This window comes from Hymenobacter fastidiosus (assembly GCF_039539565.1).
Taxonomy (GTDB): domain Bacteria; phylum Bacteroidota; class Bacteroidia; order Cytophagales; family Hymenobacteraceae; genus Hymenobacter; species Hymenobacter fastidiosus.
Genome location: NZ_BAABDJ010000002.1, coordinates 46,373 through 59,627, shown reverse-complemented (window position 1 = coordinate 59,627; position 13,255 = coordinate 46,373). Strand labels below are relative to the sequence as shown.

The following is a 13,255-nucleotide window of genomic DNA, read 5'->3' as shown; positions in this document are numbered from 1 at the left end:
TTCCAAAACCCAGTAGCACTGTAGCAGGCCGGCGGCGGCTTAGGGCAGCAGCACCTGGTCGATAATGTGCACGACGCCGTTAGTACACTGCACGTCAGGAATTACCATTGTGGCGGGACTGGCATTGCTCTTGCCCTGCACGGTCAGCAAGCCGTTGGCGAAAGGCCCCATAGCCACCGGGGAGCCCCCGAGCGGGATCAGGGCCGTTTTCTCCGGCAGCTCAGACGTGAATTTATCGGCATTGGCGCCGCCCAGCACGTGGTTGAGCAGCACGGCCGTTACTACATCTTTCGGCAGCTTACGAATATCGGCCGGCACCACCAACGGCACGTTCAGCAGGGTGCCCAGGTTTTTGAAGGCCTGATCCGTGGGAGCAAACACCGTGAGCGGCGCGCTGCCGGACGTGGCCGAAAGAGCACCGGCCAGGTCGCAATAGAGTACGGCCTCCACCAGAAACGTCAGCTCGGGCTTGACGAATACCTGGCCCTGGCTCAGCGCCACCGCCGACTGCACGATATCGGCTCCGGTAGCCAGCAACACCTTGTCTACGATGTGGATGGTACCGTTGGAAGCGCGCACATCGGTAGCCAGAATACGGGAGCCGTTCACGTACAGGCTACCGCCGCGGCTGGTGATGCGGCGGTTGGGCCCCAGGGCCGAGGCCGAGAAGTTGCCCAGGCGCAGATCGGCGCCGGCCAGCGTGCCGCTGGCCACGTGATACAGGAGCGTGTTGGTCAGAAAAGTCGGTCGGAGCGCCGTCAGGTCAGCGGCGGTGCGCAGACCCAGGCGGGCAAAGGCGGCATTGGTGGGGGCAAACACGGTGTAGTTGCCCTGCGGATCAGCCGGGTTTTTGTTCGAGAGCGTCGTGACGACACCGCCACGAATGGCGGCATCTTCCAGCTCCTGAAAATCGGGGTTCGACACGGCAATGCCGGCAATGGAGAGTTCCGCGGCTTCGTCTTTGCTGCAGCCGGCAAGCAGTACAGCAGTCAGGGCGAGGCCAGCGAACCAGGTAGGGACGAGGTGTTTCATGGGCAATAGGAGGTGATAAGCAGGAAAAACGCAGGGCGGGCAGAAAATGCCGGGTCGAAACGACTGCCAGCGACCTACGAAACAGAAAGTTGAGTGGATTTACCGCCGTGACAATCCGATAATCTTCCCGCTTTCGTAGGTGGCCGCACCGCAAGCTGATCGTTTCGCGGAATACCTTTTACACCGGCACAACGAAATCTAATCCGACTTGTTTTCGTCTTATTAACTCCTCTCCCTCCATGCAACACGCTTACCGTCTTTCTTTTCTTCTACTTTGCGCCACTCTGGCTGCCGGCCCCGCCCGGGCGCAGAGTCTCCTCAACGGCTTTATGTCGGGCAAAGGCCACGGCTCCCTGGTAGTGAGCGGCACCACGGAAAAATATCAGCAGGTGTTTATTCCGTCCCGCAAAGTAGACTCCGTGCCCCTGTTCAAACGGGTGCAGATCAACTCGTTGAATGTGTATGGCTCCTACGGCATCACCGACAAAATCGACGTGGTGGTCAGCCTGCCCTATATTCAATCGACGGGCGAGGCCGAGGCCACGGTACTCGACGACTACCGCGTCCGCAATCCGGAGAAGGACTACACCAACACCCGAAGCGGCCTGCAGGACGTGACCGGCTACCTCAAGTTCAAGGCGTACTCGCGGGAAGTCGGCGACAATATCCTGGACCTGCTCGGGGCCGTGGGCGTGAGTACGCCCGCCAGTGGCTACGAAAGCAAGCAGGGCGAGGAATACATCATTGCCATTGGCAACCGGGCCACCAGATTCAATACGCTGGGCATCGCGCAGCTCAAGATGCCATCCGGCGTGTTTTTCACGGGCCAGGCCGGGTATAGCCTGCGCAGTGGCCGGGTACCGAATGCTTTCGTAGCCGAAACCAAAGTAGGCTACGCGGGCCGCAAGCTGTATGCCGATGCCTACGTGGCCTTCCAGCAGTCGAGCAGCAAGGGTACCGACATCGTACAGGAAGGCTTCGACTTCTTCTTTCCCGCCACGCAGGTCAACTACACCCGCATCGGCGGCAGCCTGTACCGGCCCATTGCCAAAGGACTCGGGCTGGTGGCCGGGGCCAGCCTGTACGTGGCGGGCCGCAATCTGGGCAAGTCCCGGGCCTTTTCCGGGGGCGTTTCCTACAACTTCTAAAGCTTCGCGCCGACTGCTGGAAAGCGGTTAGCGAGCAAAGCCCGTTTCCCACCGGCAGCGGGGTTTGCTCACCAGGATAATTTACGCTACTCCATTACCCTACGGTTGATCTGGCAAGCTTACCCGGACGCATTACCTGAGAAGAGGCTACCGGTTCGGCGCACCCTGCTCAATCCAGCAGCGGATCAGGTCGCGCTCCTGCTGGGTCATGTTCGTCTTGTTGTTCTGGGGCATCGTTTTGGTGACGACCACGCGCTGCATGATTTTGTCCTGGAGGCGGATGATGTCCTCGGGCGAGTCGTACTTCACGCCGTTCGGGGCCACTGTGAAGACCTCATCCGTTGGGTTGGAGGAGTGGCAGCGTACGCAGCGGTTTTGCACGATGCTGCTGACTTGGGCCATGCTCACGTTGGGCGTGCAGGCGGCCGCGCCGGGGGGGGCATTTTTCGGGGCGGTGGTGAAGGCCACGGCCAGCAGGAACAGGGCCGAGGCGGGCAGTACCAGCGCGGTGGCCTGCTTCTTCTCGCGCAGGTTCATCCAGTGCTTCACCCCGGCCGTGCCCAGCGAAATAGCGACCAGCACGGCCCACGGATAAGCATTGCCAAAAGTGCTGGGGAAGTGGTTGCTGACCATCACAAACAGCACCGGCAACGTGAAGTAATTGTTGTGCAGGGACCGTAAGCCGGCATTTTTACCCAGCTGCGGGTCCAGCGGCCGGCCCTCGGTGGCGGCCTTCACCATTTCCTTCTGGGCCGGAATGATGACGAAGAAGACGTTGGCCACCATGATGGTGCCCAGCATGGCGCCGAAGTGAATGTAGGCGGCCCGGGCGCTGAACACCTGGCAGTAGAAAAACGCAAACGCCGTAATCAGCAGCCCACCGACGAGGACGAACCACCGGCCTTTGCGTACCAGGGGCGTTTTGCACAGCACATCGTAGACCAGCCAGGCCACCCCGAACGAGCCGATGCCGATGGCCACCCCCACCAGCGGACTGATGGCCAGCACCCGGGGGTCAGTCAGCATGGCGCTGGCGTTGAAATAGTAGGTCACGAACAGCAGGCTGAAGCCCGACAGCCAGGTGAAATACGCCTCGTACTTGAACCAGTGCAGGTCGCGGGGAATGGCCTGGGGAGCCAGCTTATACTTTTCGAGGTAGTAGAAGCCGCCGCCGTGCACGGCCCAGAGGTTGCCGGCCAGCTCGTCGCGCACGTTGTCGGTGCGGTTCAGAGCATTTTCCAGGAACACGAAGTAGAAGGAGGCCCCGATCCAGGCAATGCCAAAGGTGATGTGCATCAGGCGCACCCCGATGTTCAGCCACTCCAGCAGGTGGCCTTCCCAGGGCGTGCCCCGCACGAACACGTACGTCATGGCCAGCAGGTAGGCCACGGCCAGCAGGATAAGGGCGTAGGAAAAGCCCTGCATCGTGAGGCCCCCTTCCCCCACTTTGCCGCCCCCGGAGCGGGTTTTGGCCACCCGCTGCAACGCGTAGATAATACCGAGCAGCAGCAGAAACACCAGGAAGGCGGCACCGAAAGTAAGCAGTCGAATCATGCGCGGCGAGGGCAAAGACAAGGCCCGGAACGGCCCTTGTCCGAAGAGGGAAGAAAGTGGTTGTGCCGCAAAATATCCACCTTACCGCCGGAACGAAGCCCGGCTGTTCAGCGCGGGGCCACGTTCCTACTTTGCCCGGCCAGCCCGCGGCAACGAGCTTCCGTTGAGGAAAACCCGGGCAGAATGAGCCCGGGAAAGCTCCAATTTACTGATAAAAATGACAGACCTCGCCCTAAAAAGTCAGCGCGTCGTGACGCCCGACGGCACCCGTCCCGCGCTGGTGCTCCTGCAAAACGGCATAATCACCGACCTGCGGCCCGTAGATTCCGCCGTCGATTGTCCCGTCACGGATCTGGGCCACCAGGCCCTGCTGCCCGGCCTCATCGACCCGCACGTGCACATCAACGAGCCCGGGCGTACCGAATGGGAAGGCTTCGACACGGCCACCCGCGCCGCGCTGGCCGGCGGCCTCACCACGCTGGTCGATATGCCGCTGAACTCGTCCCCGGTCACGACGTCGGTGGCGAACTTCGAGCTGAAGCTGGCCGCTACCCAGGGCCAGCGGCACACCAACGTGGGCTTCTGGGGCGGCATCGTGCCGGGCAACGCGGCCGAGGTAGAAGGCCTGATTCAGCGGGGCGTGCTGGGCTTCAAGGCTTTTCTCACTCATTCGGGCATCGACGACTTCCCCAACGTTACCGAAGCCGATCTGCGGCAGGTGATGCCCCTGCTGGCCCGTCACGACCTGCCCCTGCTGGTGCATTGCGAGCTGACCACCGACGACGCGGCGTGGAAGCAGCGCGACCACCGCTCCTACCCCAACTACCTGGCCTCGCGGCCCAAAAGCTGGGAAGACGCCGCCGTGGCGCTGATGATCCGGCTGTGCGCCGAAACGGGCTGCCGCACCCACATCGTGCACCTGTCGTCGGCCGATTCGCTGGCGCAGCTTGCGGCGGCCAAAGCCCGGGGCCTGCCGCTGACGGTAGAAACCGGCCAGCACTACCTGTTCTTCACCGCCGAAGACATCCGGGACGGCCAGACGCAGTTCAAATGCGCCCCGCCCATCCGGGAAAAGGCCAACAACGACCAGCTCTGGGAAGCTTTGCAAAGCGGCCTGATCGACTTCGTGGCCACCGACCACTCCCCGGCCCCACCCGCCCTGAAGCAGATCGAAACCGGCGACTTCACCACCGCCTGGGGTGGCATTGCCTCGCTCCAGCTGGCCCTGCCCGTCCTCTGGACCGCGGCCCAAAAGCGCGGCGCTACGCTGAACGACCTGGCCCGCTGGCTGAGCGAAAACCCGGCAAAGCTGGCCGGACAGGCCCACCGCAAGGGGCGCATTGCCAAGGGCTACGACGCCGATTTGCTGGTACTGGACCCGGAGCAGACGTTTCAAGTCACGGAAAGCCTGCTGCAGCACAAACACAAAGTGTCGCCTTATCTTGGGCGCGAATTGCGGGGCGTAGTCGAGCAGACGTTTCTGCGCGGCGAGCTGGTGTATCAGCGCCCAAAATTCATCCAGCTCAATCAAGGCCAACTTTTAACCCGCTACCGGGGTGGAAAACTATAGTACCCGCGCCGAAAAAGTTCTGGCGCGCATTCACGAGCTGGCCGCCATCAGCGAGGATCCTGACGGCATCACGCGCACCTTCGGCACGCCGGCTTTTCTGCGGGGCAGGGCCCTGGTGCGCGGCTGGTTTGAAGCCGCCGGCCTCAGCACCCGCCTCGACGGCATCGGCAACGTACGCGGCCGGCTGGTGAGCCCGGACCCCAGGGCGAAGACGTTCGTTATGGCCTCCCATATTGATACGGTGGTCAATGCCGGCAAATTCGATGGGCCGCTGGGTGTGCTGCTGGGGCTGGACCTGCTGGAAAACCTCCTTGCCCGGCAGGCCGAGCTGCCGTTTCACCTCGAGCTGATTGCCTTCAGCGACGAGGAAGGCGTACGGTTTCACACCACCTATCTGGGCAGCAAAGTCGTGGCCGGCTCCTTCGACCAGGGCCTGCTGTCTAAAACCGATGCCGCCGGCATTTCCCTGGCGCAGGCTGTTGAGACGATGGGCGGCAACGTCGCGGCACTGGCCGCCGACGCCATTCCCGCTGACCAGTGGCTGGGGTATTTCGAAGCACATATCGAACAAGGCCCGGTGCTGTGGGAGCGGAACATTCCCGTGGCTTTGGTAACCGCCATTGCCGGGCAGCGCCGGGTGGAGCTGACCTTTCGTGGCATGGCCGGCCACGCCGGCACCGTGCCCATGGACATGCGCCAGGATGCGCTGGCCGGGGCCGCCAGGTTCGTGCTGGCCGTGGAGCAGTTCGGACGGCAAAACAAGGCCGGGCTGGTGGCTACCGTCGGCAAGCTCGACGTGCGCCACGCGGCCAGCAACGTTATTGCCGGTGAAACTACCTGCAGCCTCGACCTCCGGAGCGCCGATGCGGCCCGGCTTGAATCGGCCTACGAAGCCCTGTTCGCCCAGGCCGGCGACATTGCCGCCGGCCGAAACCTGACCCTGCACTGGAACCCGATTCAGCACACTGCGCCCGTTGCCTGCGACGCCAACCTGAATGCCTTGCTGGCGCGGGCCATTGCTGATTCCGGCTACCCGGTCGTGGAGCTGGTCAGCGGCGCGGGGCACGACGCGGTGCCGGTTTCGTTCGTGGCCCCGGCTACCATGCTGTTCGTGCGCTGCTTCCAGGGCATCAGCCACAACCCGCTGGAAAACGCCGAGCTGACCGACATTGCCGCTGCTATCCAGGTTTCCGAGCAGTTTCTAGTGAGCCTGATACGGACGCCTGAAAGTTGCTGAACGGCCTCTGCGCTACCTCTGCGCATCCCTCCGCGAACCTCTGCGGGAAAATCATCTGAACAATCTCTCCCCCAAACATGGAAATTTCCGCTCTCACCCGCTCCGTCGTCAAGCGCAACCACGCCATTATTGCTCCCGACGGCTACATCAACAGCGTCGTGCCCGGCTGGACGAACTGCACGGTCAACGTTATCATCAACGAGCAGCTGGGGGCCCGCCTGGCGCAGACGCTCGTGACCCTGCGCGCCGGCGGCCAGCTGACGGGCCAGACCCAGGCGTCCCAGATTTTCTTCTTCGTGGTGGAAGGTCAGTGCGAAGTATCCGTCGGCAGCCAGGACCGCACCCTCACGCCGGGCCAGTACGTGTACGTGCCGGTCGGGCAGCACTACCGGTTTCAGAACCCCATCGAAGGCACCCAGCTGCTGACTTTCCACAAGGTGTACGAGCCGCTGGAAGGCCACGCCACGCCGGCCGTATTCTTCGGGGAGCGGGATCTGGCCAAGGCACCGGTCTACATGAACGACGAGGCGCTGCGCATTCAGGAGCTGCTGCCGAATGAACTGGGCTTCGACATGGCCGTGAACATCTTCACCTACCGCACCGGCGGCCACCTGCCAATGGTCGAAACCCACATCATGGAGCACGGCCTCATGTACCTGCAGGGTCAGGCCATCTACATGCTCGACAACGAGTGGTACCCGGTCAGGAAAGGCGACTCGATCTGGATGGCGCCCTACTGCCAGCAGTGGGCCACCGCCATGGGCCAGGAAGACTCGGTGTACATCTACTACAAAAACGTCAACCGCTTCCCCACGGTGATGTAACTGCCAATAATCGACTGTCATTCCGAGCGAAGCCGAGGAATCTCGCGTGCTGACGTTGGATTGGTAATCAGACGACGCCACGCGAGATTCCTCGGCTTCGCTCGGAATGACGTTCTTTTTGGTGCTACCACTAGCAAGACTATGACCCTCGACGAACTCAATAACCTCCCGCCCGCGGCCCGCGCCGAAGAGCTGCGTAAGTGCTGCGGCGCCCGCGCCTGGGTGGCCGGCCTGAACGAAGTCTTCCCCGTCGCCGACGAGGACACGCTGATGGACCAGGCCAACACCGTCTGGAACGGGCTGGCGGAAGAAGACTGGAAGGAGGCCTTCACCCACCACCCCAGAATCGGGGGCAACGTGGCGGCGCTGCGGGCGAAGTTTGCCAGCACCAGCGCCTGGGCCGAGGGTGAGCAGGCCGGCGTGCGCGCAACGAGTGAGGAAGTGCTTCGGGCGCTGGCCGAGGGCAACACCCGCTACGAGCAGCAGTTCGGCTACATCTTCATCGTATTTGCCACCGGCAAAACGGCGGAGGAGATGCTGGCCTTGCTCGAAGCGCGGCTGTTCAATAAGCCCGAAGCCGAAATTCAGCTGGCCGCCGCCGAGCAAAATAAAATCACCCGTATCCGCCTGGAGAAGCTCCTGAGTCAGGATCCTGGGGGCTTGGGTTCTTAGGGTCTTGGCTGTCGTTCTGACGCCCCGCCCCAAGCCTCCACGCCTCCACGCCCCACGCCCCCACGCCCCCAAGAATGAGCCAGATAACCACCCACATTCTCGACACCACCCTGGGCCGGCCCGCACAGGGCGTTACCATCGTGCTATCTGCCCGGCAGGGGGAAACCTGGACGGAGCTGGCCCGCGGCGTCACCAACCAGGACGGCCGCATTGCCCACCTGCTGCCTACTGATGAGCCGCTGCCGCTGGGCATCTACAAGCTGAAGTTCTGCACCCAGGAATACTTTGAGCAGCAGGCCACGGCCAGCTTCTATCCGTTCGTGGAAATCGTGTTCGACGTGGCCACCACCGCCCATTACCACGTGCCCCTGCTGCTGAATCCGTTCGGCTACAGCACCTACCGTGGCTCCTGAGGCTGGTCGAAATCTATCATTAAAGCTAGCTTAGGGCTAGGTCTGAGGTCCCCGCCTTTTTTAAGGAGGGGTGCCCGTAGGGCGGGGTGGTAAAGCCGTTGAACGACTTTTTAGAGCTAATTCATCCTTCAATGACAACTAGCTTTAGTAACCACCCCTACCCCTCCTTGAAAAAAGGAGGGGAGCTAATTCTAGTTTCGCCGCCTGCTTTCCGGTAGCTTGTCCGCCTTTTCCTCTTTCTCAAATCCCGCCTTCCCTTTTTCTTTCCCGATGAAACTCAGCATCCAGGACGCCGACAAAACCCAATTGCTCGACGAGCTCGGCGCGGCCAACCTTAAGTTCCAGCACACCTACCCCGGCGACAAGCCCGACCGCCAGCCGGTGCATACCGTGTACGGCGGGGCCAACCTGTTCAAGGCCGATACCTGCGTGCGGATGGGCGACAGTGCCCTCAACAACCTGCGCACCTACGCCCCCAACTTCGCGGAGCTGGCCCGCGTGCTCCAGCTCCAGGGCCACGAGTACCTGCCCACCCTGGAGAAGGAGGTGGCCGGCCTCACCGCCCGCCTCGACGCCATGAGTCCGGCCGAGCGCAAGCAGGAGCCCGCCTGGCTGGCGTATTCGGTCTACAACAAAATCATGAAAAAGCTCCAGCGCGAGGCCGTGGAAGACTTCCGCATCGACTTCGAGGATGGCTTTGGCAACCGCCCCGACGCGGAAGAGGACGCCACCGCCGTGCAGGCCGCCGGCGAGCTGGCCAAAGGCATGGCCAACGGTACCGTGTCGCCCTTCATCGGCATCCGCATCAAGCCCTTCACCGAAGACCTCAAGGCCCGGGGCGTGCGCACCCTCGACATTTTCCTGACGGCCCTGCTGGAAAAAACCGGCGGCCAGCTGCCCGAAAACTTCGTGGTGATGCTGCCCAAGGTGACTATTCCCGAGCAGATGACCACCATGGTGCGCCTGCTTGAGATGCTCGAGAAAGCCAACGGCTTGCCGGCCGGCACGCTGAAGATGGAGACGATGGTGGAAGCCACCCAGATCATCCTGGACGAGGACGGCCGCAACCCGCTCCTGCGCATCATCCGCGCCAGTGAGGGCCGCTGCGTGGCCGCCCACTTCGGCACCTACGACTACACGGCCTCGGCCGGCATCACGGCCCGGTACCAGACCATGGCCCACCCCGTCTGCGACTTCGCCCACCACATGACCAAAGTGGCGCTGGGCGGCACCGGCATCTTCCTTTCCGATGGCGCGACCAACGTGATGCCCATCGGCCCCCACCGCGGCGACAACCTCACGTTTGAACAGCTCCGGGAAAACCGCGACTCGGTGCATAACGCCTGGCGGCAGGGTTTCCACCACACCACCCACTCGCTCATCAACGGCCTCTACCAGGGCTGGGACCTGAACCCGGCCCAGCTGCCGATGCGCTACGCGGCCACCTACAGCTTTTTCCTGAGCAGCTACGACGACGCGCTGTTCCGCCTGAAAAGCTTCGTGGAGCGGGCCGCCATTTCCACCCTCACCGGCGACATCTTCGACGATGCCGCCACCGGTCAGGGCCTGCTCAACTTCTTTTTGAAAGCCCTGAACTGCGGCGCCATTACGGAGGAGGAAGTGCTGGCTACCGGCCTCACCACCGCAGAAATCCACAGCCGCTCGTTCTTCCGCATTCTGGAAGGCCGCCGTAAGCCCAAAGCATAGCCGCACCACACCAGACACTGCCTGCCGCCCCCGGAGCAGCGCCCCGGAACAGCCCAGAACCTGCTGTTCCGGGGCGCTGCTCCGTGTTATCATTTGCCGATATTGGGAAGCTGGTCTTTACTTAGCATCCTCAAGCCGTACTTTCAGCGCATGAACCGCAAACCCCACATTGCCACTACTGCCTTGCAGCTCTTTGCTGATAAAGGCTTTGAAAACACCTCGACCCAACTCATTGCCAAGGAAGCTGCCGTATCGGAAGCGCTTATCTTCAAATACTTCGGCAGCAAAGAACGACTGCTCGATTACATCATCAAAAGCGGCTATAAGCGGGTTATTGAGCAAAACCGGGGCCGGCTGCTGAACAACTCGCCCCAGGAGCTGGTGTATAAAATCATCGACCTGCCCTACGAGATGGTTCGCGAAGAGCCCTACTTCTGGAAGCTGCAGTCGCGCCTGATCGACGTGGAAACGGCCCGTAAGCAGCACGAGCAGTTTCTGCACCCCATGCCCGCGCTGCTGACTGAAGCCTTCCGCCAGCTCGGCTACCCGCAGCCCGAAATGGAAACCCGCTTTCTGCTCGGGCTGGTAGATGCCCTGTGGAAAGGACTGGCGAACACGCGCCCGGAGTTTACCCCCGAAATGCGCGACTTCATCAAAACCAAATACCCGCAGCAGGCCTAACGCCGGGGTGCCGCTGGCGCCTTTTAGCCAGCCAAGATCCTGCGGCCGAAACGCTTGAAAAAGCAAAAGCCCGCCCAATCGAGCGTCTCGATTGGGCGGGCTTTTGGCTTCGAAAACCGGCTGGCTTTCTACTGCCTGTCCAGGTGGGGTGGGAGTAGCACCTGGAAATAGAGGCGGGGTACTAAGTCAGCCATGAAACCGGGGGGATTATTCATTGATGACAGTACAATGTTACGGAAAGATTTTCAACGACTGGTAAGTGTTAGCTAACTTTTAGTAAGTATACACTCACCTTTTACTGCAAAAGACCTTTCTCTTTAGCGTAATCAACTGATTATGTTGATATAGTGGGATGACGACTACTTCGCAATAAAGGCAACTAACATTTGTTAGTATATTTGAAGGAGCCAGCCGGCTGCCCTATCGTTTACCCTCAGCCCTGGCAAAACCCCGATGGCGAAGAAAGTCAAGAACAACAAGCGCCAGCTGATTCTGGAGGAAGCGGCCAAGCTGTTCAAAGCCAAAGGATTTGGCGGCACGTCGATGCGGGATCTGGGCGCGCAGGTGGGCATGGAAGCGGCCAGCATGTATAACCACATCAACTCCAAAGACGAAATTCTGGAGCTGATCTGCTTCCACGTCTCGAACACCTACGTGTCGCAGCTGGCCCAGATTGAGCAGACCGACACTTCCTACGTCGAGAAGATCAAGGCCCTGATTCACCTGCACATCCGGCTGATGATTGAGGATGGCGCGGCGGTTTCGGTGGCCAACAACGACTGGAAGTACCTGACCAACGACAAGCTCGAAGCCTTCAAGGAAGCCCGCAAAAACTACGAAAAGGGCTTTGCGGCGCTCATTGAGCAGGGTATTGCCGCCGGCGAGCTGCAACCCGTAAATACGTCGGTGGCGCTGTTCACCATTCTGTCGGCGGTGCGCTGGGTGGAGCTGTGGTACCGGCCGGGTCGGGGCATCACGGCCGAGGAGCTGGAAGAAAACATCATGACCCTGCTCCTGAACGGAATAGCGAAGTAGCAGTTGGTTTTTGGTTGATGGTTTTTGGTTTTTGGTCTTATAACCGATCAGTAATGGCCGCATTCGTTACCCAAACCCACGATCCAAAAACCAAAAGCTAAAAACCAAAAACCAGAAATGAGTCGATTTCATAAAGTCAAGATCAAGCGTATTCAGCGGGAAACCCCCGACGCGGTTGTCGTGTCGCTGGACGTGCCCGCGGAGCTGCGCGACACGTTCCGCTTCATCCAGGGGCAGTACCTCACGTTCCGGCGCGAGCACAACGGCGAGGAGCTGCGCCGCTCCTACTCCATTTGCAGCAGCCCGCTGGAAAACGAGTGGCAGGTAGCTATCAAGAAGGTGCCCGAGGGCCGGTTTTCGTCCCTGGCCGTGGACAGCCTGCAGGTAGGCGAAGAGCTGGACGTGATGCCGCCGGCCGGCCACTTCCACACCCCGCTGCACCCCGACCAGGCCAAGCACTACGTGGCGTTTGCGGCCGGCAGCGGCATTACGCCGGTGTATTCTATTATCAAAACGGTGCTGCTGACGGAGCCCCACAGTCAGGTGACGCTGATTTACGGCAACCGGGGCCGCAACTCCATCATCTTCAAGGAAGGCATCGAGGCGCTGAAGAATAAGTTTCTGAACCGGCTGAGCGTGTACCACGTGCTGAGCCGGGAGCAGGGCACCACCGATCTGCTGTTCGGCCGCATCGACCAGCGGAAAACCGAGCTGTTTCTCGACAAGATTCTGCCCGCCAGCCAGATTGACGAGTGCTTTATCTGCGGGCCGGAGGAAATGATTCTGGGCGTGAAAGCGGCCCTGACCAACGCCGGCGTGGCCCCGGAGAAGATTCACTTCGAAATGTTTACCTCGGCCAGCGGGGGCAAAAAAGCGGCGGGCCCGGCCCGCCCCCACCCCGCCGGCGCCGACGACAAGCACAGCCAGGTAACCGTGCAGCTCGACGGCACGACCCGGGTACTGGAGATGTCGTATTACGGCAACACTGTCCTTGACGCCCTGCTCGAAACCGGCGTTGATGCGCCCTATTCCTGCAAAAACGGCATGTGCAGTACCTGCCGCTGCCGGGTGGTGGCAGGCACGGTGGAAATGGACGTGAACTACTCCCTCTCCGACCGCGAACTAGCCAAAGGCTACGTCCTCTCCTGCCAGGCCCGCCCGACCTCGGAAAAGGTGCTGGTGGACTTTGACCAGTAGCCGGACCAGTATTTCGTTGACCGTCATTCCGAGCGCAGCCGAGGAATCTCGCGTGCTGACGGTGGATTGGCACTCTAACGAAGCGGTAGAGATGCTTCGACTTCGCTCAGCATGACATTCTGCTTAGATTGAGCATATACAAAAGAGTAAAGCCCAAACTTTTCCTTACTTTTAACTAACGATTG

12 protein-coding genes are annotated in these 13,255 nt (G+C 61.1%); 10 read left to right on the top strand and 2 right to left on the bottom strand.

Annotated elements, in window-relative coordinates:
* Nucleotides 1-39: 39 nt before the first annotated feature.
* Nucleotides 40-1,032, bottom strand: a complete 993-nt coding sequence (locus ABD833_RS01040; protein WP_345070378.1) for a fasciclin domain-containing protein — start codon at nucleotides 1,030-1,032, stop codon at nucleotides 40-42.
* Between the two features lie 239 nt (nucleotides 1,033-1,271).
* Here ABD833_RS01040 and ABD833_RS01035 point away from each other — a divergent pair, with 239 nt between their 5' ends.
* Nucleotides 1,272-2,180: a hypothetical protein gene (locus tag ABD833_RS01035; protein ID WP_345070376.1), complete on the top strand. Its 909-nt coding sequence runs from the start codon at nucleotides 1,272-1,274 to the stop codon at nucleotides 2,178-2,180.
* A 147-nt stretch (nucleotides 2,181-2,327) separates the two neighbouring features.
* On the opposite strand, the gene ABD833_RS01030 is transcribed toward ABD833_RS01035, so the two are convergent.
* Nucleotides 2,328-3,734, bottom strand: coding sequence for a urate hydroxylase PuuD (locus ABD833_RS01030; protein WP_345070375.1), 1,407 nt, complete (start codon nucleotides 3,732-3,734; stop codon nucleotides 2,328-2,330).
* Nucleotides 3,735-3,951: 217 nt separating this feature from the next.
* Between ABD833_RS01030 and allB the strand changes: the two genes are divergently transcribed.
* The 9 genes from allB to paaE all read left to right on the top strand — a co-directional run bounded on the left by allB (nucleotide 3,952) and on the right by paaE (nucleotide 13,070).
* Entirely contained in the window at nucleotides 3,952-5,304 is a 1,353-nt protein-coding gene (allB, locus tag ABD833_RS01025; RefSeq protein WP_345070374.1) for an allantoinase AllB, read from the top strand.
* A complete protein-coding gene (locus ABD833_RS01020; RefSeq protein WP_345070372.1) occupies nucleotides 5,291-6,541 on the top strand; it encodes an allantoate amidohydrolase in 1,251 nt (416 codons plus the stop codon). The genes allB and ABD833_RS01020 overlap by 14 nt, the downstream gene beginning before the upstream one ends.
* Nucleotides 6,542-6,618: 77 nt before the next feature.
* Nucleotides 6,619-7,365 carry a (S)-ureidoglycine aminohydrolase gene (gene allE, locus ABD833_RS01015; protein WP_345070371.1) on the top strand — a complete coding sequence of 249 codons (747 nt, stop codon included), beginning with the start codon at nucleotides 6,619-6,621 and terminating at the stop codon, nucleotides 7,363-7,365.
* A gap of 60 nt (nucleotides 7,366-7,425) precedes the next feature.
* Nucleotides 7,426-8,037: a 2-oxo-4-hydroxy-4-carboxy-5-ureidoimidazoline decarboxylase gene (uraD, locus tag ABD833_RS01010; RefSeq protein ID WP_345070369.1), complete on the top strand. Its 612-nt coding sequence runs from the start codon at nucleotides 7,426-7,428 to the stop codon at nucleotides 8,035-8,037.
* 74 nt (nucleotides 8,038-8,111) lie between these two features.
* A complete protein-coding gene (uraH, locus tag ABD833_RS01005; RefSeq protein WP_345070367.1) occupies nucleotides 8,112-8,450 on the top strand; it encodes a hydroxyisourate hydrolase in 339 nt (112 codons plus the stop codon).
* A gap of 270 nt (nucleotides 8,451-8,720) precedes the next feature.
* Nucleotides 8,721-10,157: a DUF6986 family protein gene (locus ABD833_RS01000; protein ID WP_345070366.1), complete on the top strand. Its 1,437-nt coding sequence runs from the start codon at nucleotides 8,721-8,723 to the stop codon at nucleotides 10,155-10,157.
* A gap of 150 nt (nucleotides 10,158-10,307) precedes the next feature.
* Nucleotides 10,308-10,838, top strand: a complete 531-nt coding sequence (locus ABD833_RS00995; RefSeq protein WP_345070365.1) for a TetR/AcrR family transcriptional regulator — start codon at nucleotides 10,308-10,310, stop codon at nucleotides 10,836-10,838.
* Nucleotides 10,839-11,291: 453 nt separating this feature from the next.
* On the top strand, nucleotides 11,292-11,873 hold the full coding sequence (locus ABD833_RS00990; RefSeq protein WP_345070364.1) for a TetR/AcrR family transcriptional regulator: 582 nt from the start codon (nucleotides 11,292-11,294) through the stop codon (nucleotides 11,871-11,873).
* A 117-nt stretch (nucleotides 11,874-11,990) separates the two neighbouring features.
* On the top strand, nucleotides 11,991-13,070 hold the full coding sequence (gene paaE / locus ABD833_RS00985; protein ID WP_345070362.1) for a 1,2-phenylacetyl-CoA epoxidase subunit PaaE: 1,080 nt from the start codon (nucleotides 11,991-11,993) through the stop codon (nucleotides 13,068-13,070).
* Nucleotides 13,071-13,255: the final 185 nt, after the last annotated feature.